The organism is Aromatoleum petrolei, assembly GCF_017894385.1.
In the GTDB taxonomy this organism is placed as follows: Bacteria; Pseudomonadota; Gammaproteobacteria; order Burkholderiales; family Rhodocyclaceae; genus Aromatoleum; species Aromatoleum petrolei.
In genome coordinates, this window is sequence record NZ_CP059560.1 from 411,792 (window position 1) to 435,770 (window position 23,979).

Here is a 23,979-nt window from a genome sequence, read left to right on the forward strand (position 1 = left end):
ATGAATTTCCTCGACGGATCGCTGTTCCCCGAAAACCAGCAGAAACTCGTCATCACCGCCGCGCCCTACGGCCCCGAGTGGATGCCTTCCGACTTCCCCGAAGACATTCCCGTGACGATGGAGGAACAGATCCAGAAGGCGGTCGACTGCTACAACGCCGGCGCAACGGTGCTGCACGTGCATGTGCGCGAACTCGACGGGCACGGGTCGAAGCGCCTGTCGAAATTCAATGAACTGCTCGCCGGCATCCGCGCCCGCGTGCCGGACATGATCCTGCAGGTCGGCGGCTCGATCTCCTTCGCCCCCGAGGGTGATGGCGAGGCGGCCAAGTGGCTCTCCGACGACACCCGCCACATGCTCGCCGAGCTGCAGCCGACGCCCGACCAGGTGACGATTGCGATCAACACCAACCAGATGAACGTGGTCGAGCAGATGTGCGCCGCCGACGTCGCCGGCACTTCGCTCGGCGAGCCGGCGATGTACAAGGCCTACCGCGAGATGACGATTCCGGCCGGCCCGGAATGGGTCGAGGAGCACATCCGTCGCCTGTCGTCGAAGGGCATCCAGACGCACTTCCAGCTCGCCAACATCACGCAGCTCGAGACCGTCGAACGCATGATGCGCCGTGGCGCCTGCAACGTGCCGCTGATCCTGACCTGGGTGGCGATCGGTGGCGGTTTCGATGCGCCGAACATCTACAACCTGGCGAACTTCGTTCGCGCCTGCCCGGACGGCGCCGTACTGACGCTGGAAACCTCCATGCTCAACGTGCTGCCGATCAACATGATGGCGATCGCGATGGGCCTGCACGTGCGCTGCGGCATCGAGGACAACATCTGGACCCAGCGCCGCGACCGCAAGATGGGCTCCGTCGAGCAGATCGAGCAGCTCGTGCGCATCTCGCGCGAGTTCGGCCGCGACGTCGCCAATGCCAAGGAAGCGCGCGAGATCTACAAGATCGGCAAGTTCTACGAAGGCGCCGACGAGACCCTGGCGAAGAACGGCTTCGCACCCAACCGCAAGCCGGGCCAGGTCGGCTTCCTGCAGCACGCAGCATGATTCTCGGCACAAGGTAATACCGATGCAGTACGGGCAAGGGAGCGATTTCGTCCCCTTGCCCGCATAAAGCGCCGTCCCGCGATGCCGGAACGGCCACCAATAAGAGGAGACAAGCTTGGCCGCGTATATTGCAGAGGCCCTGCCGGAGGCATCGACCTCCACCCCGACCGCTCCGCGCACCTACGCCTGGATCGTGTTCGCACTGACCTTCGGACTGCTGCTGTCCGACTACATGTCGCGCCAGGTCCTGAACGCCGTGTTTCCGGTGCTGAAGGCCGAATGGACGCTCACCGACACGCAACTGGGCTCGCTCAGCAGCATCGTCGCCCTGCTCGTCGGCCTCCTGACCTTCCCGCTTTCGGTCGTCGCCGACCGCTGGGGCCGAGTGAAGAGCGTGACCCTCATGGCCACGCTGTGGAGCCTGGCCACCCTCGGCTGCGCGCTGGCCGCCAACTACAACCAGATGTTCATCGCCCGCTTCTGTGTCGGCGTCGGCGAGGCCGCCTACGGCAGCGTCGGCATCGCGCTGATCCTGAGCATTTTCCCGGCGCACCTGCGCTCGACGCTCAGCAGCGCCTTCATGGCCGGCGGCCCGGTCGGTTCCGTGGTCGGCATGGCCTTCGGTGGCATCATCGCCGCGCAGCTCGGCTGGCGCTGGGCCTTCGGTTCGATGGCGGCCTTCGGACTTGTGCTCGTCGTGCTCTACGCCCTCATCGTCCGTGAAAGCCGCCTGTGCCCGTACGGCGGAACGCGCCGCGTCGCGCAGCGCACCGCCCGCCCCGGCCTGCGGATGATCTTTTCCGGGCTGTTCGCATCCGTGTCGGTCATCGCCGCCTACATCGGCAGCGGGCTGCAACTCTTCATCATGGCGTCGATGCTCGCATGGCTGCCGAGCTTCCTCAACCGCTATTACGACCTGCCCACCGACAAGGCCGGTGTCGGCGCCGCTGCCTTCATCCTGATCGGCGCGGTCGGCATGATCGTCTGCGGCATCGTCACCGACCGCCTCAGCCGTACCAACACGGAGCGCAAATGGACGATCGCGATGACCTATTCGCTGACTTCGGCCGCGCTGCTGCTCCTCGCCTTCCAGTTCCCGCCCGGACCCGTGCAGCTCGTGCTCCTCGGCGCAGGCATGGCGATGGTCGCCGGCACCACCGGCCCGGCCGGCGCGATGGTCGCCAACCTGACCCCGGCCCCCATCCATGCAACCGCCTTCGCGACGCTGACGCTCGCGAACAACCTTCTGGGCCTGGCCCCCGGCCCCTTCGTCACCGGCCTCATTGCCGACCGCGTCGGCCTGATGGACGCGATGCAATTGGTGCCGCTGGTCGCCCTCGGGGCCGTCGCCGCCTTCGCCATCGGCAAGCGCCACTACGCCGAAGATCTCGCGCGCATCCAGGCGCAGCAACACTGATTTCCCGTCTCATCCTTCGCCACGCACAAGAACATGACGACCACCCCGACCATCCTGATCGTTCCCGGCCTGCGCGACCACGTCGCCGAGCACTGGCAGACCCTCCTCGAACAGAAGCTCCTCGCCGCAGGCAAGCCGGCGCGCTCGGTCCAACCGCTGGAGCACGACAAGCTGAGCCGCGACGCCCGCGTCGCGGCGCTCGACCAGGCGCTGGCCGCCATCGACGGCCCGGTGATCCTCGTCGCGCACAGCGCCGGCGTCATGATCACCGTGCATTGGGCACAGCAGCACACCCGGACTATCCTCGGCGCCCTGCTCGCCGCGCCGGCCGATCTAGAATCGCCCTTCCCGCCCGGCTATCCGAGCACCGAGGCGCTGCGCGACAACGGCTGGCTGCCGATTCCGCGCAGTCCCCTGCCCTTCCCGAGCATCGTCGTCGCGAGCACGAACGACCCCCTCGGCAACATCGATCGCGTGGCCGAACTCGCCGACGCCTGGGGCAGCCGGTTCGAGAACATCGGCGCCGTCGGCCACCTCAATCCGGCTGCGGGCTTCGGCGAATGGCCGCTCGCGGAGAGCCTGATCCGGGAACTGGAAACGCAGGCGACGCACATCGCCTAGCGGGGGCGCGCTCCTTGCTGCGAGGCAGGACAGCGCGCTGAACGGCGGGCACCTCATCGAAGGCAGCCCGCCGCGATCACTCGTGTCCCATCACCGGTCCCCGGCCTTGCGCGCGTGGAAGATGAACCCGATGCTGTTCATCAGCAGCTGCGCGGCGAGGATCGAGGTCGTGCCGGTCGGATCGTAGGCCGGCGCGACTTCGACCAGATCCATGCCGACGATGTTGCCCCGGCTGCGCTTCGCGAGCGCCTGGATGATTTCCAGCACTTCGTAGTACAGGAACCCACCGTGGCTCGGCGTGCCGGTACCCGGCGCAATCGAAGGGTCGAAGCCATCGATGTCGATCGTGATGTAGTACGACACGCCCTGCGGAATCTTCGCGAGCACGCCTTCCGTGCCCAGCCGGCGCACGTCGCGCACCGACAGGATCTGGGAACCGGCTTCGCGGGCGGCCATGTAGTCGTCGCGGTTCGACGACGAGACGTTGCGAATGCCGATCTGCGTCATGCCGACGATGTGGTCCATCTCGGACGCGCGGCGCAGCGGGTTGCCGTGGCCGAAGCGCACGCCGTGACGCTCGTCGACGAAGTCCAGATGCGCGTCGACGTGCAGGATGTGGATCGGCCCGCGGCCTTCGAAGGCCTTGATCACCGGCGCGTGGATCGAGTGGTCACCGCCGAGCACCAGCGGCATCGCGCCCTTCTCGAGGATCTTGCGCACCGCGAGCTCGATGTTGGCGTTGCTCTTCGCCATGTCGGTGTGCACGATGTCCGCGTCGCCGACGTCGGTGATACGCACCTCGTCGCGCGTCAGGTACATCACGTCGTCCTCGAAGTCGTACGCACCCGCGTGGCCGAACGAGAACAGCGTCGAGGCCTCGCGGATGCCGCGCGGCCCGAAGCGCGCCCCCGAGCGCCATTGCGTGCCCATGTCGTTGGGCGCGCCGAGCACCGCGACGTCGGCATCGATGTTGTCCCAATCGACGCACGGGGGCGACTTCGCGAAGGTGCAGTGTCCGACGAAGGGAAGGTTGAGGCGGCCGGATTCATAAGCGTTGTTGGACATGTTCGGTCTCCTGTCGAAGCGGGGGTCAGAAGTTGTATTTCAGGCCGAGCACGACGGCGGCTCGCCCGAGGTTGCGCGAATCGCCGGTCATCCCGGCACCCGGGTTGTAGAAGTCGCGTTGCGCGTCGGTCGCGATCAACGAGATGCTCGGCACCAGGCCGTCGAAATCCTTGGAGAGCGTCAGCGCGACGTCCGCATAGCTCGCATCGCTCGAGAACGGTCCGCTGATGTACTGGTAACCGACGTGCGGCACGAGCGTGTAGCCGTCGCCGAGATCGAGCGTCGCGCCGAGCTCCGCGTACCAGCTCTCGCCGCTGTCGGGAATCGCCAGGAAGTTCTTGCTGACGGTCCGGCTGAATTTCAGCTTCGCGACGCCGTAGCTGAGGGCCGCGTAGAGCTCGGTGGTATCGGCACCGGGATGGAGGTTGTTGTTCGGAAAGATGTAGCGCAGGAAGCCCACGTCGTAACCGATGCCTTCGGTCAGTTCCCCGGCGTAGCCGCCGTAGAGGTCGAGCTCGTAGACGGCGTCACCGCCGGGGATGTCCTCGATCCATTGCATCGTCGATGCGAAGGCGCCCAGGTAGAGGCCGCCGTTCGTGTAGTCCGCGCCGGCCTGCAGTGCGGGATTGAAGCGGGATTGCGACAGGCCGCGGGCGCGGTACTCGCTGACGGCGGCGACGTTCAGGACGAGGTCGGCGTGCGCCTGGCCGGCGGCCAGCACGGCGCAGAAGCCCAATGCGCGGGCAAGGGTGCGGAGTTTCATCGGTGAGTTCCTCGGAATTAGGGGCGTAGAGGTCCCCGGAGGGGGCGCTCGGGCCTCCTCCGCGGGTACGGCAAGGGGTGAATTCAGGGGATGCGGATCAGACCGCTACACGACGCACCGGACTTCGGCTGCGCTGCTTCGTCTCCCAGTCTTTGACGAAGCCCACCGGTGCGTCGGCGGACGCGAGCATCGGCCTGCTGCGCACGAGGTCGGCAGCCCGCTCGGCGACCATGATGGTCGGCGCGTTGAGGTTGCCGTTCGGCTCGGTCGGGAACACCGACGAGTCGATCACCCGCAGCCCCTCGACGCCGCGCACGCGCAGGTTCGAATCGACCACCGCCATGTCGTCCTCGCCCATGCGGCAGGTGCCGCAGGGATGCATCGTCGACTCCATGTTCTCGCGCACGAAGGCGTCGATCTCGTCGTCGGTGCGCACGTCCGGCCCCGGCGCGAGCTCCTCGCCGCGGTAGCGGTCCATCGCCGGCTGGCCGACGATCTCGCGCGTGAGGCGCACGCAGCGGCGGAAGCCTTCGCGGTCGGCTTCGTGCGACAGGTAGTTGAAGCGGATCTCCGGGTGCACGTAGGGGTCGGCCGACACGAGACGGACATGGCCGCGGCTCTTGGGCTTGTTGGGCCCCGTCAGCACCATGAAGCCATGTCCCTCGATCGGCTTGTGGCCGTCGTAGCGCATCGCCGCCGGCAGGAAGTGGAACTGGATGTCCGGCCAGCGCAGCCCCGGTGCGGAGCGGATGAAGCCGCCCGCCTCGAAGTGGTTGCTCGCGCCGAGTCCGTCGCGCTTCATCAGCCAGCGCGCGCCGATGGCTGCCTTGCCCATCAGGTCCATGCTGCCGTTGAGCGTGATCGGTTCCTTGCACGCCCACTGGATGTAGATCTCGCTGTGGTCCTGCAGGTTGGCGCCGACGCCGGGCAGATCGTGGCGCACCGCGACGCCGGCGCGCTGCAGCACGTCGCCCGGTCCGATGCCCGAGCGCTGCAGCAGATGCGGCGATCCGATCGGCCCCGCCGCGACCAGCACCTCGCGCCGAACACGGACGGTGCACACGTCGCCGCCGGTCTCATAGCACACGCCGACCGCGCGCTTGCCTTCCATGACGATCTCGCGCGTCATCGCATGCGTGACGACCTTGAGGTTGGGTCGGTTCATCGCCGGACGCAGGTAGGCGTTCGCCGTCGACCAGCGCACGCCGTCCTTCACCGTCATGTGCATCGCGCCAAAGCCTTCCTGCATGTAGCCGTTGCAGTCCTCGGTCTTGATGTAGCCCGCCTGCGCACCCGCTTCGACCCAGGCGCCGTAGAGCGGATTCGCCATGTTGTTGCCGTTGTTGGTGTGCAGCGGACCGCCGTCGCCACGGTAGGCGTCCCCGCCGAACTTGAAGTGCTCGGCGCGCTTGAAGTACGGCAGGCAGTTGCGATAGCCCCAGCCGTCGGCGCCGAGCGATTCCCATTCATCGAAGTCGCAGGCGTGGCCGCGGATATAGACCAGTCCGTTGATCGAAGACGATCCACCCAGCACCTTGCCGCGCGGGCAGTGCAGGCGCCGACCCTTCAGGTGCGGCTCAGGCTCAGTCTCATAGTGCCAGTTGTAGCGGCGCGTGTTCATCGGCAGCGAGAATGCGCTCGGCATCTGGATGATCACGCTGCGGTCGCTGCCGCCGTATTCGAGGACCAGCACGCTGACGTCCGGATCCTCGGTGAGTCGTGCGGCGAGCACGCAACCTGCGGAGCCCGCGCCGACGACGATGTAGTCGAAAGTTTCTTGCATGTCCGTCTCCCCGTCACCGAACGATCGCATCGACCGCGGGCTCCACGACCGCGAGCGACTCGACCGTCGTCCCGGCGCCGGAGGCGATGCGCTCGCCGTAGTCGCCGAAACGCCGGCTGCCGAACATCCGCGTCCCCACCCACTGCACGACGGCCGCGGCGACGAAGGCCGGCATCGACGCCGACAGCAACGTGAAGCCGGGGCCCGCTGCGAGCGTCTGCGGGTTGAACACGAACACATAGACCGCCGAACCCGCCACCAGAGCCGTCAGCGCGATCGGGTTGAAGCCGCCCCAGTACGCGAAGGGGCTCCGCTCGGGCGACGCGAACACCGCGCGCAGGCTGATGTGCTGGCGCCGCAGCACGAAATAGTCGGCCATGCCGATCCCCGCGAGCGTCGCGTTCAGGGCCGAGGTCCACACGAGGAAGATGAAGAAGCCGTCGTAGATGCCGGGCGCCGCGAACGCCACGACGAGCGGCACGACACAGAAGGCGGCGACGAGCATGTCCCACGACAGGCGCCCGAGCACCGGTCCTGCCAACTGCCGCAGCCCCACGACCGACGTGTAGAGGATGTTGATCATGCTCGTGACGTTGGCGAAGGCGATGAAGCCGAGCGCGACGATGCCGATCGCGACTCCCCCGATCGAGGTCATCCAGATCGTCGGGTCGGCGTTGCCCAGGGCAGCGGCGCCCAGCAGTCCGACGATCTCGCCCAGCGACGCGGCACCGAACACCCCGACCACGTTGGGCCAGAACGAGGTGCGCTCGTTCTTCGACAGGCGCGCGAGGTTGCCGAGGTAGGGCCACCACGAAAAGCCGGCGGCCATGTTCACCTCCACGGCGATCATGAAGTTGAGCCGCTTGTCCTCCGTCGGCGGTGCCAGCGCGGGCAGGCCCAACAGCTCGGCCGGCTGATGCTGGCCGAGGATCAGCCACATCATCACGAACATCAGCAGCACCAGCGCGGGCGACATGATCATGTTGAAGAATTTGATCGACGTCGGCCCGCGTGCGACGACGAACCCGGTCACGATGATCGCCACCGCGGCCAGCACGGACACCAGCAAACCGTTTGCGGGTTCGGTGACGGCCTCGCCGGTCTTGAGCAGCGTGAGCATGCCGTCGACCGAGCGTCCGAACATCATGCCGAGCACGGCGAGCCAGCCGAGCGTGAGCAGCACGACCGCCAGCGCATACACGAGCCGGCTGCCGTTGCGTCCGAAGGTGCTGCGCAAGAGCGTGAACTGCTCGACGCCGTACTTGCCACAAGGCAGGCAGGTCGGCAGCGTGACCAGCATCACGCCGAGGATGTTGCCGATGATGATCGCCGCGATGCCCTCGCGCGGCCCGACGAAGGCCGCGGTCGCACCGCCGATCAGGAAGGCCCAGGTCGCGATCGCGAGGGCCGAGTTGGCGTACGTAAATTCCCAGAAACCCCACAGGCGCTCGCCCGGCAGCAGCGGGGTATCGCCGCGCTCGGCGGCCTGGCGGAACAGTTCGGCGTTCGACATCTCACACCCCCCAGATGTAAAAGCCGATCACCAGCGCCACGGTCAACGCGAGCGCCAGGCAGTAATCGAGCGCGGTCATCGCGCCCGGCCAGTACGGCTGGTCGGCCAGCCTCTCGTAGGCGCGCAGGCGAAGCTCCAGATCCTGTTCGCGCTCCCGATCCATTGTCGTTTGCATGTTTGTCTCCTCGTCGCCTGCCGCCGGCGCGCGTCTCTGTTCTTGCGCGCGTCCGGCCGCAGCGTTTATCGGTGTGTTCAGGGCAGCGTGATCCACACCGCCTTGGTTTCCGTCAGGAAGTCGAGCTGCTCGGCGCCCAGATCCCGCCCGAAGCCCGACTGCTTGAAGCCGCCGAAAGGCATCGCCGGATCGATCGTGCTGTGCGCGTTCACATACACCGAGCCGGCCTTCAGGCGCGGAATCAGCCGATGCACGCGTCCGAGGTCGTTCGAGTAGATCGCCGCGGCCAGCCCGTAGGGCGAATCGTTCGCTTCCGCCACCGCCGCATCGAGATCGTCGAAGGGCGCCGTCACCAGCACCGGCCCGAAGATCTCCTCGCGCACGATGCGCATTTCACTACGAGTATGGGCGAAGATCGTCGGTTCGACGAAGCATCCGTCCTGCGCTCGCCCGCCATAGGCAAGCTCCGCCCTTTCGGTGATCCCGGCGTCGATGTAGCTCGCAACCCGGCGCTTCTGCTGGACCGACACGAGCGGACTGATGAAGCATTCGGGATCCAGGCCGGGCGCCATCTTCAGCGTGCGCGTCACGTCGACGAGTTCGCGCATGAATTCATCGTGCACATCGCGCTGCACATACACGCGCGTGCCCGCGTCGCACACCTGGCCCGAGTTGAAGAACACACCGTTCGCGACCGCGCGCGCCGCCGCCTTGAGATCGGCGTCCTCGAGCACGAGCACCGGCGACTTGCCGCCAAGTTCCAGCGTCAGACGCTTGAGGCTGTCGAGCCCGGCACGCCCCACTTCCTGCCCCACCGGGGTCGAGCCGGTGAAGCTCAATTTGTCGATGCCGGGATGGCGTGACATTGCGGCGCCGATGTCGCGACCGGTGCCGGTCACGATATTGACGACCCCGCGCGGGAATCCGGCTTCCTCGACGAGTTCGGCGAAGCGCAAGGTCGACAGCGAGGTCAGCTCGGCGGGCTTGACCACCACCGTGCAGCCGGCGGCGAGCGCCGCAGCGAGCTTCCATGCCATCGTCTGCAAGGGGAAGTTCCACGGCACGATCGCCCCGACGACACCGACCGGTTCCTTGCGCGTGAAGGCGACGTAATCGCCGGGGAGCGAGGCCGGCTCCACGGTGCGACCGTGGATTTTCGTCGCCCAACCGGCGAAATAGCGAAAGGTATCCACCGTGCCCTGCACGTCGACGTCGCGCGCGCTGGTGACCGACTTGCCCATATCCACCGACTCGATCTCGGCCAGTTCGCCCGCATTGGCCTCGATCAGGTCAGCCAACCGGTGCAGCAGGCGCTCGCGCGCCAGCGGCTTCATCGTGCGCCACGGTCCGGTGTCGAAGGCCGCGCGGGCGGCGGCAACGGCACGGTCCAGGTCGGCCACGGTGGCAAGGGGGATCTGCGTGATGCAGCCGAGCGTCGACGGCTCGGTCACCTCGGCCGTCGCGCCGTCGCTCGCGGCCACCCACTCGCCGTCGATGTACATCTTCTGCGTCTTGTTGAGGAATCGCTGCGCCGCGGGAGACACCCCGTAGCGCTGCAGGTAGGTTTCGACGATGCTGTCCATGCGTTGTCTCCGTGATTGTGCGCGCTCAGGCGTGGGCGCGAAGGCGGGTGGTGAAGTGGAAACGATCGAGCGAAAGCGTCGACTGGCCGGCATGCGGGTCGACGCGGAAGAACTTCGGGGTTGCGGGCGCGCGCTGGCTGCGACGCGCCGCGAGGGCGGGTTTGGTGGGCATTGCGGTGTCTCCTCGTTCGGTATGCGCCGCCCCGGTTCTGACGACCGGCGTCGGGCATGGGCGGACTATATTTCCGCTCTTGCTTCGGAAAAATAGTCGCGACAAGATGTTAACATCGGAATTTACGAAGAAACCCACGGAGCAAAGCGATGAAGCAACTGCAGGATGTCGACCTGAAACTGGTCCGGGTTTTCGTCGCGGTCGTCCGCCACGGCGGCTTCTCCGCCGCGCAGGCGGCACTGAATGCGAGCCAGAGCACGATCAGCGAGCAGATGACGACGCTGGAGACCCGCCTCGGGCTGAAACTGTGCGAACGCGGACGCAGCGGTTTCCGCCTCACCGAGCACGGCCACGCGACCTATGAAGCGGCCCAGCGCCTGCTGCTCGCGGTCGAAAATTTCTGCATGGACACGAGCGTGCTCGCGCAGCGCATCGCGGGACGCCTGCAACTGGGGCTCATCGACAACACGGTCACCGACGAGAGCTCCCCGATCCTCCCCGCCCTGCAGCGCTTCCTCGCACTCGGCCACGACGTGCAGATCGACATCTACATCGGCAGTCCGGCCGAACTGGAAGCCCGCATCCTCGACGGCCGCCTGCACGTCGCGATCGGCCACTTCCCGCTGCAGGTCGCGGGTCTGGATTACGTCGCCCTCTACGACGAAGCCGACGGCCTCTTCTGCGGCCGGGGCCATCCGCTCCACGCCGCGCCCGACGACGGCGACGCGCTACTGGAGTTGATCTCGACAAGCCGTGTCGTCGCGCGCGCTTATATGCAGGAAAGGGATCTGCGCCTGCTCAAGGCGAACATGGCAGCGGCCACCGTGGACAACGTCGAGGCGCAGGCCATCCTCATCCTTTCCGGCGCCTACATCGGTTTCCTGCCCCTGCACTACGCGCAACGTTGGGTCGATTCCGGGCGCATGCGCCGGCTGCGTGCGCGCGACCTCGAAAACCGATGGCCGTTCTCGGTCGTTACCCGTCGCAGTCAAGCAATGCCCGCCGTGCTGAGGGCCTTCGTCGACGGGTTGATGGGGCCTGGGGACAGCTGAAACCTGAAACGCGGGTGCGCTGAGCCAGCAAGCCTGAGGCAGTCAGGCCTTCATCTCCTAAAGCCGAGCAAACTGTCGTTAGATTGATGTGGCGCGATCACGTGATCATTCTCCCGCTGCACTTCCGTGATCGGCACACCGTTGCGTCCCTGAATCGACTGATTGGCGTCACGAACTCAAAAGCGACACCTGGGAAGACGGCTTGGTCAGTCCGTGGATCTTGCAAGGTTTGCGGGATGCGAACGGTAGCCGCAAAGATGTGGCATATGCCAAAAAAGTACTCAAGGAGATAATCGGCCTGAACGCATGGCCTCTGGAACAGCAAACGCTTCCGAGGTTACCGTAAGCATTGCGTGATCGGAATTGCACCGATGCCCCTATCTCCGGGAAACGAGTCCAGTGCTCAATTCAGCCGAAACAAGCACATGCATCGCTCTTGGTAATATGCCTTTTGGCTTCAACGAGAGCTGCAAGTGCTTGAATATATGGGGCGACATACCGGGATCGAACCGGTGACACCTGGAGCCACAATCCGACCTTACAATTCCGCAAAATCAATACTTTAGACTCGATTTTTCGTAAGAACATCGCCTTTAAAGGCCAGTATCGGCGGGAAACGGCCACGCGATCTTACGAAAAAATTCGAGCTCTCCAGACGACAACAAATGCGTAGGCAAAATCGTCGCGAGCTCCACGGTTTGCCATCCCGACGAGGCCACGCGGGGCAACAACCGCAGCGGGCGTTCCGGTCACTTCAGCTTACCCTTGATCCTCGCCAATTCTCGACACATAGCTCACCGCCCCGGCGGAACTCCCCTTTGTTGGCCGTGACGGCGCAAGCCCCCCGATGGACCGCAGCCAGCAATCCGGCCCGTGAAAAGGGTCAATCGGACGCCCTTCCTGACGCGGCGTTGCACGGACCGCCGCGCGAAATTCACTTTTCGCGCGCCAGGCGTTCACACCGGCGCGTGGCGTGGTGCCGCGTGCAGTTGCAGGCCCAACGCGTGCGTCACCTTGAGGATGGTGGCAAAGCTCGGATTGCCCTCGCCGGAAAGGGCCTTGTACAGGCTCTCCCGCCCCAGACCGGTGTCCTTGGCCAGTTGGGTCATGCCTTTGGCGCGGGCAATATCGCCCAGTGCCTTGGCGATGAAGGCCGCATCGTCCCCGGCTTCTTGCAGGCAAGCCTCGAGGTAGAGCGCCATTTCCTCCTCGGTCTTGAGGTGCTCCGCCGTGTTCCATTTTCGCAGCTTGAGTGCCATCGCCTTCTCCTACAGTTCCCGTGCCAACTTCAAGGCGGTCTTGATGTCCTTGGCTTGGGTGGTCTTGTCGCCGCCCGCCAGCAGGATCACCACTTCCATGCCGCGCTGGGTGAAATACACGCGGTAGCCCGGCCCATAATGGATCCGCATCTCTGAAACCCCCTCTCCCACCGATTCACAGTCGCCGAAGTCGCCCAACTCTGCCCGGCCGATCCGCATCTTGATGCGGGCCGCTGCCTGCGGGTCCCGGAGACAGGCAAACCAAGCGTCGAAGAACTCGGTGGTAAGAGTGGTCTTCATGCGACGGATTGTATCTTTTGGGATACGTGTGAGCAACGACCCCGGACTGCTGCCTCGGCACCCGTCGTCAGGGATACGGCGGCGAAGGCGTCGCGCACTTCAACACCCTGCCGCTATTACAGCTACGGTTGCGGTCGAATGGCCGAAATCAGACAGCCCTCTTCCGCGCCGTTGAGGGGGACGTGCTTGAAAATAGGCGTATCACAGCGATTGCCTTTCCCACGGAATACATTGCGCATGATGCTCTGATCCCAGGCGATTTACGCCTAACCGCTATATGGTCGTACCGCAGACCGTCGATGCGGTAGGAGCCTGTGGTCTTGGCCCTTCCGCGAACGACTCGGCACTTGTGCAAGAACCAGTTTCCTTACGAAACGGAGTCGGGGAAAAAACGCGCCCCGCTAAGGAGGCGCGAAGGGATGCTCCTCGACGGTGACGGAGACGTTGCGACTCGCCGTCGCTTAACGGCAGCATCCGTGGGACGATTCCGAGCCTCAGGCTTTCATGATCTTCAGCGTCTGGATCGAGGTGTATTCCTCCAGGCCGTAACGACCGAACTCGACGCCCAGCCCCGACTGCTTCACGCCGCCGAAAGGTGCGTCGGGCTGAACCGCGCCGTGTTCGTTGATCCACGCCGTGCCGCACTCCAGTTGCAGCGCGAGCTCGGCGGCTTTCTTGCGGTCGTTCGACCACACCGAGCCACCGAGGCCGTTTTCGTTGTCATTGGCGCGGGTCAGCACCGCATCGACGTCCGAGTAGCGGATCACCGGCAGCACCGGCCCGAACTGCTCTTCATCGACGACGCGCATGCCGTCCTTCGCATCGGCGATCACCGTCGGCTCGTAGAAATAGCCCTTCCCGGGTCGCGCCTTGCCGCCCGACAGGATCCGCGCACCGTTCGCGCGTGCGTCCTCGACCAATTCGTGCACGAAGTCGAGCTGGGCCTTGTTCTGCACCGGGCCGAGCTGCGTGCCTTCGACCAGACCGTCGCCGACGACCGTATCGCGTGCAAGACGCGCGAGCTCCTCGACGACTTCGTCGTAGATGGAGTCATGCACGTACAGGCGCTTGAGGCAGGCGCAGGTCTGACCGTTATTGTGGAAACCGACGCCGAAGAGCTTGGGCGCAACCGCCTTCGGATCGACATCGGGCAGCACGATTCCCGCGTCGTTGCCACCGAGCTCCAGCGTGAGCCGCTTCAGGTTGCCCGCGGCGTTCTGCATGATGGTCTTGCCGGTCGGCGTGGAGCCGGTGAACACGATCTTGTTGATGTCGGGATGCTTGGCGATCGCCGAGCCGACCCCGCTCTCGCCGGTGACGATATTGAGCACGCCCGGCGGCAGGATACGGTTGGCGAGCTCGGCGAAGCGCAGCGTGGCAGTGGGTGTCAGGCCAGACGGTTTCATGACGACCGTGTTGCCCGCGCGCAGCGCCGGGATCACGTGCCAGATGGCGATCATCAGCGGCCAGTTCCACGGGGTGATCGACGCGACCACGCCCAGCGGCTTGCGATGGACTTCGATACGGGCGATGTCATCGTCCTGGATCACTTCGACCGGCAGATCCAGATCAGCGGTGACGTGCGTCCAGGCGATGGAACCCCCGACCTCCATGCCCGCGCCCACGCCGTTCAGGCCCCCGAGCGGCTTGCCACTCTCCTTGGTGACCAACTCCATCAGGGTTGGCATGTCCTCCTCGATCGCAGCGCCCAAGGCATGCAGCAAGTCCTTGCGACGCGCGTCCGGCGTGCGGCTCCAGTCATGAAACGCGGCACGTGCGGCTGCGACCGCCTGGTCCACGTGCCCGGCATTTCCGGCCTGCACGCACGCGAAGGCCTCGCCGGTCGCCGGATTGATGACGTCGAACGCGCTGTCGGCCTTCACGGGCTGGCCGTTGATGATCATGTCGAAAACTTGCATCGGATCTCCTCTTGTCCATAGGTAAGTGTCACAACGCCGCCATATGGGCATGACGTGTGACGCTGAAAGTGCAGGCTGATCGGGCGAACCGCTGCCCCGTTAGCCGAATTCGGCAGAGCGAATTCCCCCGCGCCTACTGCGGCACGACGCCGGCGCGCGAGAACAGGACGAGCTGCGACAGGTCGGTGCCCACGGCAGTAGTGAGCGAGAGCCGGTCGGGGCGCTGGCTTGCCGCGAAGCTTCTGCCGGCGTCACGGCTTTCCAGCATCAGGCCGTCCAGTCCGACCGCCAGCACCCGGTCCGCGAGGGGGACGAGCGACGTGATCGAACTCTGCGTGCCGGTCTCCACCTTCTGCCAGCTCTCGCCGCCATTGCCGCTGCGATACAGGCTCCCGCGCAGCCCCGCCGCGAGCAGGGTGCCGTCGGCAAGAGCCGTGCCGCTCCAGAAGGAGCCGCGATAGCCGGACGGCAGGTAGGTCCAGGTCTGGCCGTGGTCAAGGGAGCGGAGTACCGTGCCGCGCTCGCCGACCACGAAGAGGGCTGCATTGCGATCCGCGAAAACGTGCATCAGGTTGCGGTCGGCTCGGCTGTCGTTCGGCGGAGGGGCAAGTTTCACGGTATCCCAGGTCCTGCCGCCGTCGGCCGTCCGCAACATCAGCGACCAGAGCCCGACCGCGATGCCGTGCTGTGCGTCGGTGAAGCGCACCGAGAACAGGGGCCGGTCCTCGGATGTATCCAGGCGCTGCGAGGTCCAGGTCTCGCCCCCGTCGACAGTGTTGAGGATGGCCCCCCAGTGCCCCACCGCCCAGCCGGTGTTCTGATCGACGAAGGAAACGGCGGTGAGCGCAGCATTTACCGGCACCTTCGCTGCCTGGCGCCAAGTGAGCCCCTTGTCGTCCGACAGCAACACGACCCCGCGTTCGCCCACGGCGACCAGACGCTCTCCGGCCTGTGTGGCCGCGAGGATCATCGACTTGCCCGCTGCCGCGGAGCGCTCGGCGGCGCGCGGTGTGAGCGTCGCCGCGTCCGCCGCTCCTGCGAACGCATTCATCGACGCCGCGATCATCACCGGCACGATCGCCCCGAGGATTACTCGAAATCCGTTCTTCATTGCATGTCTCCGCTCAGTGCGCCAGGATGCCCGGCGCGCGCACGGCGCTCCGCCGCGGGAAGAGCCGTTCGAGCCAGACGGCCAGCGCGGGCAGCGCGGTCATCGCCATCACCATGTTGATCATGAACATGAAGGCCAGCAGCTTGCCCATGTCGGCCTGGAACTTGAGTTCCGAGAACATCCAGGTCGCTACGCCGACCGCCAGCGTGATCGCGGTGAAGATGGTCGCGGTGCCGACTTCGAGGATCGCGTGTTCCAGCGCCTTGACGATGTGCTGGCCGTTGGCGAGGTGCAACTGCAGGCGGTTGTAGATGTAGAAGGCGTAATCCACGCCTATCCCCACCGCCAGCACCATCACCGGGAGCGTCGCCACCGTTAGCCCGATCTCCAGCTCCTTCATGAACCAGTAGCCGATGAAGGTGCCGACCGTGAGCGGCAGGCAGCACGCGATCACGGCACGGAAATCCCGATACACGAGGGCGACGAGGATCACAATCGCCGCATAGACGTAGAGCATCATCGGGAGTTCCGACTTGTGCACCTCCTCGTTCACCGCCGCCTGCACGCCGGCGTTGCCCGACGCGAGCCGGATACCGATCCCGTCTTCCCGGTCACGTTCGCGGAAGGTTTTCACTTCCCGGATCACGCGATCGATCGTCGTGGCCTTGTGGTCGGTCAGGAACAGATGGACTGCCGTCATGCTGCAATCCTTGTTCATGAAGCCGCGCACGCGGCCGATCTCAGTCGCGAGGGAGGCGTAGTTGCCGGCATCGATCGGCACCACCGACATCTTCGGATTGCCCTCGTTGTAGCCCTCGTTGTAGGTGCGCAGCTGCCCAGAGAAGGACAGCGCGGACAGCACTCCCGGCACATACTGCATCGCGGCGACGAAGCGATCCTGGTAGAGGCCGACCTTCACGTTCTCGCACGACTCCGGCGGCGCCTCGAAGATCACGGTGAGCCAGTCGAGGCCCGTGTCGTAGCTGCCGGAAATCGCCACCGCGTCGCGATTGAAGCGCGCCTCGGGCCGCAGCTCCGGGGCTCCGGGTTGCACGGTGCCGACGACCCGGTCGCTGCTCTGCCATACCGCCGTGACGAAGACGGCCGCCGTGACGGCGATGACGATCGCGGCGTTGCGCGGCTCGGCGACGCGCGCGAGCGTCCGCAGCCAGGTCGCGCGCCGCTCGCGCTTGAGCATCGCGCGGTCGGCGTAGTCCTTCGTGAAATGGCACAGCGACGCGGCCAGCGGCAGCATCACGAGGTTGGTGACGATCTTGTAGCCGACCCCCAGAGATGCGGTGATCGCCAGCTCGCGCACCATCGGAATGGGGATCAGGACCAGGGTCACGAAGGACACGAAGGCGGTCACGAGGGCGAGCGTGCCGGGGATCAGCAGCCCGGTGAAGCTCGCGCGCGCAGCCTCGTCGGTGCTGCGGCCGTGGGAGAGTTCGCGCACGATGAAGTTGATCTGCTGCACGCCGTGCGAAACGCCGATCGCGAACACCAGGAAAGGCACCAGCACGGCGAGCGGATCGAGTCCGTAGCCGAGCAGCTTCAAGGTGCCGAACTGCCATACCAGCGAGGTGAGCGAGCACACGATGGGCAGCAGCGTGAAGCGCACGGACTGGCAATACCAGTACACTGCAAGCGCCGTCAGCAGCAGCGCGATAGCGCAGAACTCGAGCACCGCCGATGCTCCGTCGGCGATGTCGCCGATCTGCTTGGCAAAGCCGATGATCTGGATCTCGAACTCGCCGTCCTCGAACTTGCTGCGCAGCTGCTCTTCGAGGATGCGGTTGTACGCGACGTAGTCGACGCGATTGCCGTCGCGGTCGTGCTCCAGCAGCTCGGCGACGATCATCGCGCTAGTCTGGTCGCGGGCCACCAGTGTCCCGACGAAGCCGCCCTGGCTCGCCGCGCGCTGGATCGCCGCGAGGACGTCGGGCGTCAGATCCTTCGGCATGATCGTGCCCGCGATCAGCGGATCGGCGCGAAAGCCTTCCTCGGTGATCTCGTTGACGAAGGAGTTCGGCGTCCACAGGGACTGCACACCCAGCCGGTCGATATTCGGCAGGAAGCTCACCGCCTGCGTCACTTCATAAAGACGCGTGAGCGCGTCCTGCGTCCAGATCGTGCCCTTGCGCGCCTTGACGACGATGTTCAGCCGGTTCGCGCCGAGCACGTCGTCGCGGTACTGGTTGAAGGTCTGGATGTATTCGTGACCGACCGGCATCTGCTTCTCGAAGCCGGCGTCCATGCGCAGCTGCAGCGCGAACCACCCCATGAGCCCGGTAAATAGCGCGAGCAGGATCAGGACGGTGCGCCGCTGGCCGAAGCAGAATGCCTCCAGCCGTCGCAGGCTGCGGGTGAGAAAGCTGTCGACCTCGTCGACGCTGAGTGGATTCAGCATGTGTAGGTGCTCTGTGGGGTTGGGTGCCGCGGATGACGCAGCGGCGCTTCGGGCAGCCGCTGCGTGGCCTCGTCAGAAGTTGCGCGAAACGAATCCGCCGATGAAGTCGCGGTCGCGGAACGGAGCGCTGACGGGCATGTCGCCGCCCCAGAACTTCGTGTAGTTGATGCCCGCCTGCCACGTGGCCGGATTGCGGTTGAAGAGCACGTAGAAGTTGGCCGACTTCGCGCCCTCCATCCAGTTCGCCATGAAGTTCGGCGTGTTGCCCTGGACCGCGTGCGACAGGAACACGCCCGGGATCACCTGCCAGCCGGGAATCAGCGTGCTGTCGTAGGTCAGGCTGAAATCGAACATGTAGCCCCAGGACAGCTCGTCGCCCACCCCCTTGAAGGCGCCGTTGGCGTCGAGATAGGTCCACGCGCCCGCCGCGGGAAGCTGCTGGTAGCTCACGCCGTTGCGAGTGCGCGTGAACACCTTGTTCGAGCTCACGCCCGGGTAGGCGATCGCGACGGCCTCGCCGAGGAAGGTACCGGTCTGCGCGCCTACGAGGTCGAGGAACCAGCCGTGGTCGCTGGGCGTCAGGCTGAGGATGCCGGTGAGGTGGAGCTGGTAGCGCTCCCTGTCGATCGAGCCGTTGCACTCGTCGACGCCCGCGAGTCCGCCTGTCGCCGGATCGAGGCACACGCTCGTGGCGACCGCATCCTTGGGCCGGTAGGAGAGTTCCGCGCCGACCGCCCAGTTGCCGATCGACGTGTTCGCGCTGATGCCGTACAGCTCGCGGTCTTCCAGAAAATACACCTTCGTGTTGTTCTGCGCGTTCCAGTACTGGAAGTTCGGCGTCTTGTCGTGGAAGCGCTGATAGTAGAAGCCCAGGTCCACGTCCCAGCCTGCGGGGCGGACCTTCAGCGAGACGCCGTACTGCCCGCTGTCGCGCGGATCGTCGTCGCGGCCGACCGGAAAGGCTTCGCCTGCCGCCAGCATCGAGGCCTTCGCGCTCGACAGCGACTGCCCGAACAGCGGATCGCCCGGCGTGCGGATACGGCTCGCCGCGTCGGGCGTGAAATACAGCAGCTTATCGCGCCCTTTGTCGAAGGTGTCGCCCATCGAGAAGTAGGTTCCCGCAGGCGGAAACTCGTACTGCTTCCACTGAAATTGGTAGTAGGCCTCGAGGTTCACGCCGCGGCCGAGCCCTGTCGCCACGCTCAGCATCGGCGACGGCAGGAAGGCCTCCTTCAGCTGCACGCCGGGCGACGACAGGCGCTGCAGGTCCATCGCGACGTTGGAATTGATGCCGCCGACCATGAACAAGCTCTCGCCCCAGCTCACAACCTGGTTGCCGAGCCGCACGCGGGCGCGCTGGCCGCCGAAATCGAGCTCCTTGCTCACCCACAGGTCGTAGAGCCGCGCATAGCGGCCGACGGCGCGCTTCGCCTCGCCGTCGAGCGAGGTGCGCGCGGTCTCATCCGCGACGAAGTCGTACAGCCAGCCGACGCGGCCCATGAACTTCCATTCGTCGGGGAAGCTCAGCAGCAGTTCATGCGAGCCCTTCAGGTGCGTCGTGAAGAGATCGCCCTTGTCGTAGTTGAGATTGCCGTCGTCGGCGTTCCCCCATTGCACGGTGTTCGCACCGGCGCCGCAGCTTGTGGATTGATCGCCGTGATGATCGCAACGCTGGCCTTCGACACGCTGGCCGAAGCCGAGCGTGAGGGTGGTGTCGAACGAACCGGTGATCGAACCCGCCTCGAACTGGAACGCTTGCGCCGCGGGGGCGAAAATGCCCGCGAAAGCGAGACACAGCACCGTCCGTTTCAGATGGATGCTCATCGTTTCTTACCTCGAAAGGGTCTCCGGCGGCCGGGGACAGCCCCGGTCGCGGCGAAGAGAGATCGGATTTCGGGAGAGGCTGGAGGATCAGCGGTCGCTGATCGCCCGCAGGTTGTCGGGCGTGTAGAAATCGTCCCGGTACTTGGGATCGTTCGGCTCGGTCGCCCACGCCATGTCCTGCCCGGCGCCCAGCGAACCCTGGTCGTACAGCACTCGGCCGGACGCGAGGTCGTACTGCACGAAGGCCGGGTTGTCGCAGGTGCCGGTCTCGGCGACGGGGATCAGGAAGCTTTCGCGCACCTTCCAGAGCTTGCCCTGCGCGTCGTAATCCTCGGCTCCCATCAGCGCCCACGAATCCTCGTCGAAGTAGAACCGGCGCTTCGGCGCCACGTGGCGCACGCCGCTTTTTGCCGTCGCCTCGACGACCCACACGCGATGCAGCTCGTAGCGCGCCGCCTTCGCATCGACGCCCTCCGGGGTCACGACCTTGTGGCGGTCAGCCGCCGGGTCGTACATGCCGAACGCGTTGTACGCGACATACATCTCCTTCTTCCCGATCAGCTTCCAGTCGAACCGGTCGGCCGGACCGTTGAACACGCGCGGCTCGTCCATCGTGTATTGATTCTCGAAGCCGATCTGCGGTGCGTCGTACGAATAACTCGGCATGCGGCGCACACGGCGCTGGCCTGGAAAGTAGTAGAAGGTGTCACCCGTCTTGTCGGTGTAGGAGGTGACGAGCAGCGCCTGACCGGCGAGCGCGGTGGGCGACGCGTAGGCGAAATAGGTGTTGTACTCGACTGGAGGCAGTTCGCTGAGCTTCTTGGCGCCCTTGCGTCCCCACGGGTAGTAGTAGGTCTGCGTCGACTTCGCCTCGATCCAGTCGCCGCCGCTCGCCCGCGGCGAGAGCATCGTCCACTGCGCGGGCAAGGTGATGCCGACGCCCGCGTATTTCATCTTGGCGTTCCACAGCACCTCGATTCCGCTCGTCGGCACCGGGAACGGGACGCCAGGCACGACCGCTTCGGCGAGGCTCCAGCCATCGCTTCCCAGCTTGGCTGCGGTGATGTTCTTCCGGGTGCTGTCCTGCACGAAGTCCGGCGCCGAGCAGTGGCGATGCGTCGGGTACACGTCCATGCGGTAGTTCTTCAGCGTCTTGAGCAGGGCACGCTGGCCTTCACCCAGCTTGTCCGCGTACTTGTCGGCATTCGAGCCATCGATCGTGTAGAGCGGCTTGTCATCCTTGTACTTGAAGAAGTTGCCGCGCGGCTTTCCATAGGCCCACCCGGGGCTGAGCGCGCCTCCGTCCTGCCATCCAGGAATCGAGTTGTCCTTGTTGGCGGCCTTCTCGCCACCCAGCGGGGTGAGATCCTTACCGAGCCTGTCGGCGTCCTGAGGCGCGGCCGCCAATGCGGCGCCGGCGGCCAGGGCCAGCGTCAGCAGGCCCGTTGTGCGTAATGCTTTCATCCTTGTCTCCTCGCATCGTCGTGCGTTGTTGTCGTTTTGCATCCGGGCGGCGTCGTACGCCGCCTCGGCGTCCTACATGCTGCCCATCGTGTAGCTCTCGGCCACGACCCGCCAGCCGGCACGGGTCTTCTTCCATACGAACAGCGCGCGAACCTCGTAGTCGGCCGCGCTCGTGTCGGCGGGGCTGCAACGGTAGGTCGCGAAGGAATAACCAAGGCCGGCGGAGGCCTGGCGCGCGCCGTCAGGCTTGATCGCGCAGCTCCGTGTGCTCTTGGCGATGTCCATCACCACAGGCAGGAGCGCCGCTCGACCGCGGAGGACCTCCTTTGTCCCCTCGCCTGTCACAACGGTGTCCGCCGTATACATTTCCTCGTACCAGCGCGCACCGTCGCGGGCCTCGATGGCCGCCTCGACCGCGCGATAACGCTGATCCAGGGCCCTCGCGAATTCCTCGCCGGCTGCGTGGGCGGCAAGCGGGACCGCCATCGAAGCCATGGCAGCAAGCACAACTCGTTTCATCATCTGTCGTCTCTCCTTGAGTCGGATCGGAATATCCGTTTCATTCGGCAAAGCAGCGGACTACGCGTATCAGCGCAGTCCCTTCAGCGCGTCGATGACTTCCTGCCGCGCCACGGCGTCCTTCAGCCCGGAAAAGGCCATCTTGGTACCGGGGGCGTAGGTCTGCGGTGCCTCAAGCCAACGGTGCAGTTCTTCCTCGGTCCAGTTCCCGCCACGCGCCCGCAGGGACTTCGAGAACACGAAGCCCGGCGCGTGCGCCACCGCTTGGCCGAATACGCCGTTGAGGTTGGGACCGACCGTGTGCGGGGCACCCTTCTCAATCGGATGGCAGGCCACGCACTGGGCCAGCGGACCGGACGCGGTTTGTGCTGCGCTGGCCGAAAGGGCGGCGGCAGCGGACAGGGCAAGCCCTGCCCCGAGGGCAATCACAAGCTTCATCGCACCGTCCCCTTATGCTTTCTGGCGCAGCGCGCCGGACACCGCCTGCGCGACCTGCAGACCGGATTCGATTGCGCCATCGATGAAGCCGCGCCAGCCCGCGGCGATGTCTGCCCCAGCGAAGAACAAGCGTCCTTCGGGCGAGCGCAGATCCCGCACATAACGGCTGAACTGTCTGGGCCGGTAGGTGCACCAGGTGCCGAGCGAGTACGGATCGAGATGCCAGTCGTAGGCGAGCACCTCGGTCACGCTCACATGCGGCAGGAATTTGCGGATGAAGGGCTCGACCGACTTCGGGTTGTGCACGTCGAAGCCTTCGAAATCGGGCACGCCGAATCCGATCAGCGTTCCACCGTCAGCGCCCGGATGGTCCGTGAAGATCAGGTTCAAGGGTTCGGATTCGGGCGCATACATCATGACGGAGCCGAGTTCGCCCTTGACCTTCATGTACACCTTGTGACCGGCGCCGGCGTGGTGCTCGCGCGCCATCGCCTGCTTGCCCGGCAACAGCGCAGGCTGGAATTCGATCGCGCCCGTGGTGTTGACGGGAATCGCCATGACGACGTACCGCGCCTCGATCCGCTCGTCGGCCTCCGTGGTGATGACGACGCCGGCGGCCGACTGTTTGATCGACGATACGGCCGTCGACAGGCGCACCTCGAAGCCGCCGTCGCCGACCATGCGATCGATCAGCGAGGAAGTGCCGCCCTTCAGCTTGTAATGCGCGCAGGCATCGAAGAGGCGCAACACGTCACGGTCGGCCAGCGTCCACCAGCGCAACATCTCGGTGAACGCGCCGTCACCGGTGCGGTTGTGGCAATTGGTCGCCATCAGGCCGGCGAGCAGATCGCGCTGGACAGGCGGAAGGTTCAGCTGCCGGATGCGATCCGCAATGGACAGTTCATCGAGCATCGCACCATCGTCCGGCAGGAAGGGCAGATAGGGCCGCGGGAAGACCTTCTCGGAGCCCTCGTGGAAGCGATTGCTCGCATCGATCAGCAATTTCATGCTGTCCTCGATGGGCACTTCCTGCACCTTCCCCTCCGACAACCACATCACGCGCTCGGGCGCCGACGCGCCGATGGTTTCCTCGAGGTCCAGGCCGTAACGCATGATCTCAGCCCACACGTGGGGCTGGGACCAGTGAACCCAGGTACCTCCCAGCTCGACCTTCTTGTCACCGAACTGCGTATAGAAGGTCCGGCCTCCGAGTCGATTGCGCGCTTCGAGCAACAGCACGCGCGCCCCCGCATGCGCCAGCTCGCGTGCAGCCGTGACGCCGGCAAAGCCGCCGCCCACGACCACGACGTCAGGCTTTTTCATGGCGCCTGACCTCGCCGCCGCGTTTACGTCGATAGACAGGGCTGAACCCGCTGCCGCGGCCCCTGCCAGCCGCAGGAAATTGCGCCGGGATGCTCTTGCCGAATCCGACAGCTCGTGCGGGGCATTAGCCGACGAGCCATCCGAAGATGGTTTTTGCATGGTTCCTAGTCTCCTCCGTCGAGGCCGGTTGCTTGGTTGGCAACGGCCTG

At 65.5% G+C, this 23,979-nt stretch carries 21 protein-coding genes; 4 read left to right on the forward strand and 17 right to left on the reverse strand.

Going from position 1 to position 23,979, the window contains the following annotated elements; all coding sequences use genetic code 11:
• The 3 genes from ToN1_RS01820 (at position 1) to ToN1_RS01830 (ending at position 3,097) form a co-directional block, all read left to right on the forward strand.
• The gene (locus ToN1_RS01820; protein WP_169208489.1) at positions 1-1,059 is read left to right on the forward strand and encodes a beta-keto acid cleavage family enzyme; all 1,059 of its coding nucleotides are present in this window, start codon (positions 1-3) and stop codon (positions 1,057-1,059) included.
• A 115-nt stretch (positions 1,060-1,174) separates the two neighbouring features.
• A complete protein-coding gene (locus ToN1_RS01825) occupies positions 1,175-2,476 on the forward strand; it encodes an MFS transporter (RefSeq protein WP_169208490.1) in 1,302 nt (433 codons plus the stop codon).
• A 33-nt stretch (positions 2,477-2,509) separates the two neighbouring features.
• Positions 2,510-3,097 (forward strand): RBBP9/YdeN family alpha/beta hydrolase, encoded by a 588-nt coding sequence (locus tag ToN1_RS01830; protein WP_169208491.1) that lies wholly within the window; start codon positions 2,510-2,512, stop codon positions 3,095-3,097.
• Positions 3,098-3,187: 90 nt separating this feature from the next.
• Here ToN1_RS01830 and speB read toward each other — a convergent pair whose 3' ends face one another.
• From speB to ToN1_RS01865, 7 genes are all read right to left on the reverse strand, one after another.
• A complete protein-coding gene (gene speB / locus ToN1_RS01835) occupies positions 3,188-4,162 on the reverse strand; it encodes an agmatinase (RefSeq protein ID WP_169208492.1) in 975 nt (324 codons plus the stop codon).
• 25 nt (positions 4,163-4,187) lie between these two features.
• Entirely contained in the window at positions 4,188-4,925 is a 738-nt protein-coding gene (locus ToN1_RS01840) for a TorF family putative porin (protein WP_169208493.1), read from the reverse strand.
• Positions 4,926-5,022: 97 nt separating this feature from the next.
• A complete protein-coding gene (gene betA, locus ToN1_RS01845) occupies positions 5,023-6,708 on the reverse strand; it encodes a choline dehydrogenase (RefSeq protein WP_169208494.1) in 1,686 nt (561 codons plus the stop codon).
• Positions 6,709-6,721: 13 nt separating this feature from the next.
• On the reverse strand, positions 6,722-8,221 hold the full coding sequence (locus ToN1_RS01850; protein ID WP_169208495.1) for a purine-cytosine permease family protein: 1,500 nt from the start codon (positions 8,219-8,221) through the stop codon (positions 6,722-6,724).
• A gap of 1 nt (position 8,222) precedes the next feature.
• Positions 8,223-8,396 carry a hypothetical protein gene (locus ToN1_RS01855; protein WP_169208482.1) on the reverse strand — a complete coding sequence of 58 codons (174 nt, stop codon included), beginning with the start codon at positions 8,394-8,396 and terminating at the stop codon, positions 8,223-8,225.
• Between the two features lie 77 nt (positions 8,397-8,473).
• The gene (locus ToN1_RS01860) at positions 8,474-9,979 is read right to left on the reverse strand and encodes an aldehyde dehydrogenase family protein (protein WP_169208496.1); all 1,506 of its coding nucleotides are present in this window, start codon (positions 9,977-9,979) and stop codon (positions 8,474-8,476) included.
• A 25-nt stretch (positions 9,980-10,004) separates the two neighbouring features.
• Complete coding sequence (locus tag ToN1_RS01865; protein WP_169208497.1) at positions 10,005-10,151, reverse strand: hypothetical protein; 147 nt, start codon at positions 10,149-10,151, stop codon at positions 10,005-10,007.
• Between the two features lie 149 nt (positions 10,152-10,300).
• On the opposite strand from ToN1_RS01865, the gene ToN1_RS01870 reads away from it, so the two are divergent.
• On the forward strand, positions 10,301-11,203 hold the full coding sequence (locus tag ToN1_RS01870; protein WP_169208498.1) for a LysR family transcriptional regulator: 903 nt from the start codon (positions 10,301-10,303) through the stop codon (positions 11,201-11,203).
• 956 nt (positions 11,204-12,159) lie between these two features.
• On the opposite strand, the gene ToN1_RS01875 is transcribed toward ToN1_RS01870, so the two are convergent.
• The 10 genes from ToN1_RS01875 to ToN1_RS01920 form a co-directional block, all read right to left on the reverse strand.
• A complete protein-coding gene (locus ToN1_RS01875) occupies positions 12,160-12,462 on the reverse strand; it encodes an addiction module antidote protein (protein ID WP_169208499.1) in 303 nt (100 codons plus the stop codon).
• Positions 12,463-12,471: 9 nt separating this feature from the next.
• On the reverse strand, positions 12,472-12,762 hold the full coding sequence (locus ToN1_RS01880) for a type II toxin-antitoxin system RelE/ParE family toxin (protein ID WP_169208500.1): 291 nt from the start codon (positions 12,760-12,762) through the stop codon (positions 12,472-12,474).
• A 494-nt stretch (positions 12,763-13,256) separates the two neighbouring features.
• Positions 13,257-14,681: an aldehyde dehydrogenase family protein gene (locus ToN1_RS01885; RefSeq protein WP_210147981.1), complete on the reverse strand. Its 1,425-nt coding sequence runs from the start codon at positions 14,679-14,681 to the stop codon at positions 13,257-13,259.
• Between the two features lie 133 nt (positions 14,682-14,814).
• Entirely contained in the window at positions 14,815-15,792 is a 978-nt protein-coding gene (locus ToN1_RS01890) for a WD40/YVTN/BNR-like repeat-containing protein (RefSeq protein ID WP_169208168.1), read from the reverse strand.
• 13 nt (positions 15,793-15,805) lie between these two features.
• Positions 15,806-18,202, reverse strand: a complete 2,397-nt coding sequence (locus tag ToN1_RS01895) for an efflux RND transporter permease subunit (protein WP_169208169.1) — start codon at positions 18,200-18,202, stop codon at positions 15,806-15,808.
• Positions 18,203-18,274: 72 nt separating this feature from the next.
• Complete coding sequence (locus ToN1_RS01900) at positions 18,275-20,026, reverse strand: DUF1302 domain-containing protein (protein WP_169208170.1); 1,752 nt, start codon at positions 20,024-20,026, stop codon at positions 18,275-18,277.
• Positions 20,027-20,113: 87 nt separating this feature from the next.
• On the reverse strand, positions 20,114-21,490 hold the full coding sequence (locus ToN1_RS01905) for a DUF1329 domain-containing protein (protein ID WP_169208171.1): 1,377 nt from the start codon (positions 21,488-21,490) through the stop codon (positions 20,114-20,116).
• Positions 21,491-21,562: 72 nt separating this feature from the next.
• Positions 21,563-22,012 (reverse strand): nuclear transport factor 2 family protein, encoded by a 450-nt coding sequence (locus ToN1_RS01910; protein WP_169208172.1) that lies wholly within the window; start codon positions 22,010-22,012, stop codon positions 21,563-21,565.
• A 66-nt stretch (positions 22,013-22,078) separates the two neighbouring features.
• Entirely contained in the window at positions 22,079-22,447 is a 369-nt protein-coding gene (locus ToN1_RS01915) for a c-type cytochrome (protein ID WP_169208173.1), read from the reverse strand.
• 12 nt (positions 22,448-22,459) lie between these two features.
• Positions 22,460-23,770, reverse strand: a complete 1,311-nt coding sequence (locus ToN1_RS01920; protein WP_244860939.1) for a flavin monoamine oxidase family protein — start codon at positions 23,768-23,770, stop codon at positions 22,460-22,462.
• Positions 23,771-23,979 lie beyond the last annotated feature (209 nt).

Coding starts and splice junctions, on each gene's coding strand:
- ToN1_RS01820 (WP_169208489.1), top strand. CDS start 1: ATGAATTTCCTCGACGGATCGCTGTTCCCCGAAAACCAGCAGAAACTC.
- ToN1_RS01830 (WP_169208491.1), top strand. CDS start 2,510: ATGACGACCACCCCGACCATCCTGATCGTTCCCGGCCTGCGCGACCAC.
- speB (WP_169208492.1), bottom strand. CDS start 4,162: ATGTCCAACAACGCTTATGAATCCGGCCGCCTCAACCTTCCCTTCGTC.
- ToN1_RS01840 (WP_169208493.1), bottom strand. CDS start 4,925: ATGAAACTCCGCACCCTTGCCCGCGCATTGGGCTTCTGCGCCGTGCTG.
- betA (WP_169208494.1), bottom strand. CDS start 6,708: ATGCAAGAAACTTTCGACTACATCGTCGTCGGCGCGGGCTCCGCAGGT.
- ToN1_RS01850 (WP_169208495.1), bottom strand. CDS start 8,221: ATGTCGAACGCCGAACTGTTCCGCCAGGCCGCCGAGCGCGGCGATACC.
- ToN1_RS01855 (WP_169208482.1), bottom strand. CDS start 8,396: ATGCAAACGACAATGGATCGGGAGCGCGAACAGGATCTGGAGCTTCGC.
- ToN1_RS01860 (WP_169208496.1), bottom strand. CDS start 9,979: ATGGACAGCATCGTCGAAACCTACCTGCAGCGCTACGGGGTGTCTCCC.
- ToN1_RS01865 (WP_169208497.1), bottom strand. CDS start 10,151: ATGCCCACCAAACCCGCCCTCGCGGCGCGTCGCAGCCAGCGCGCGCCC.
- ToN1_RS01870 (WP_169208498.1), top strand. CDS start 10,301: ATGAAGCAACTGCAGGATGTCGACCTGAAACTGGTCCGGGTTTTCGTC.
- ToN1_RS01875 (WP_169208499.1), bottom strand. CDS start 12,462: ATGGCACTCAAGCTGCGAAAATGGAACACGGCGGAGCACCTCAAGACC.
- ToN1_RS01880 (WP_169208500.1), bottom strand. CDS start 12,762: ATGAAGACCACTCTTACCACCGAGTTCTTCGACGCTTGGTTTGCCTGT.
- ToN1_RS01885 (WP_210147981.1), bottom strand. CDS start 14,681: ATGCAAGTTTTCGACATGATCATCAACGGCCAGCCCGTGAAGGCCGAC.
- ToN1_RS01890 (WP_169208168.1), bottom strand. CDS start 15,792: ATGAAGAACGGATTTCGAGTAATCCTCGGGGCGATCGTGCCGGTGATG.
- ToN1_RS01895 (WP_169208169.1), bottom strand. CDS start 18,202: ATGCTGAATCCACTCAGCGTCGACGAGGTCGACAGCTTTCTCACCCGC.
- ToN1_RS01900 (WP_169208170.1), bottom strand. CDS start 20,026: ATGAGCATCCATCTGAAACGGACGGTGCTGTGTCTCGCTTTCGCGGGC.
- ToN1_RS01905 (WP_169208171.1), bottom strand. CDS start 21,490: ATGAAAGCATTACGCACAACGGGCCTGCTGACGCTGGCCCTGGCCGCC.
- ToN1_RS01910 (WP_169208172.1), bottom strand. CDS start 22,012: ATGATGAAACGAGTTGTGCTTGCTGCCATGGCTTCGATGGCGGTCCCG.
- ToN1_RS01915 (WP_169208173.1), bottom strand. CDS start 22,447: ATGAAGCTTGTGATTGCCCTCGGGGCAGGGCTTGCCCTGTCCGCTGCC.
- ToN1_RS01920 (WP_244860939.1), bottom strand. CDS start 23,770: ATGAAAAAGCCTGACGTCGTGGTCGTGGGCGGCGGCTTTGCCGGCGTC.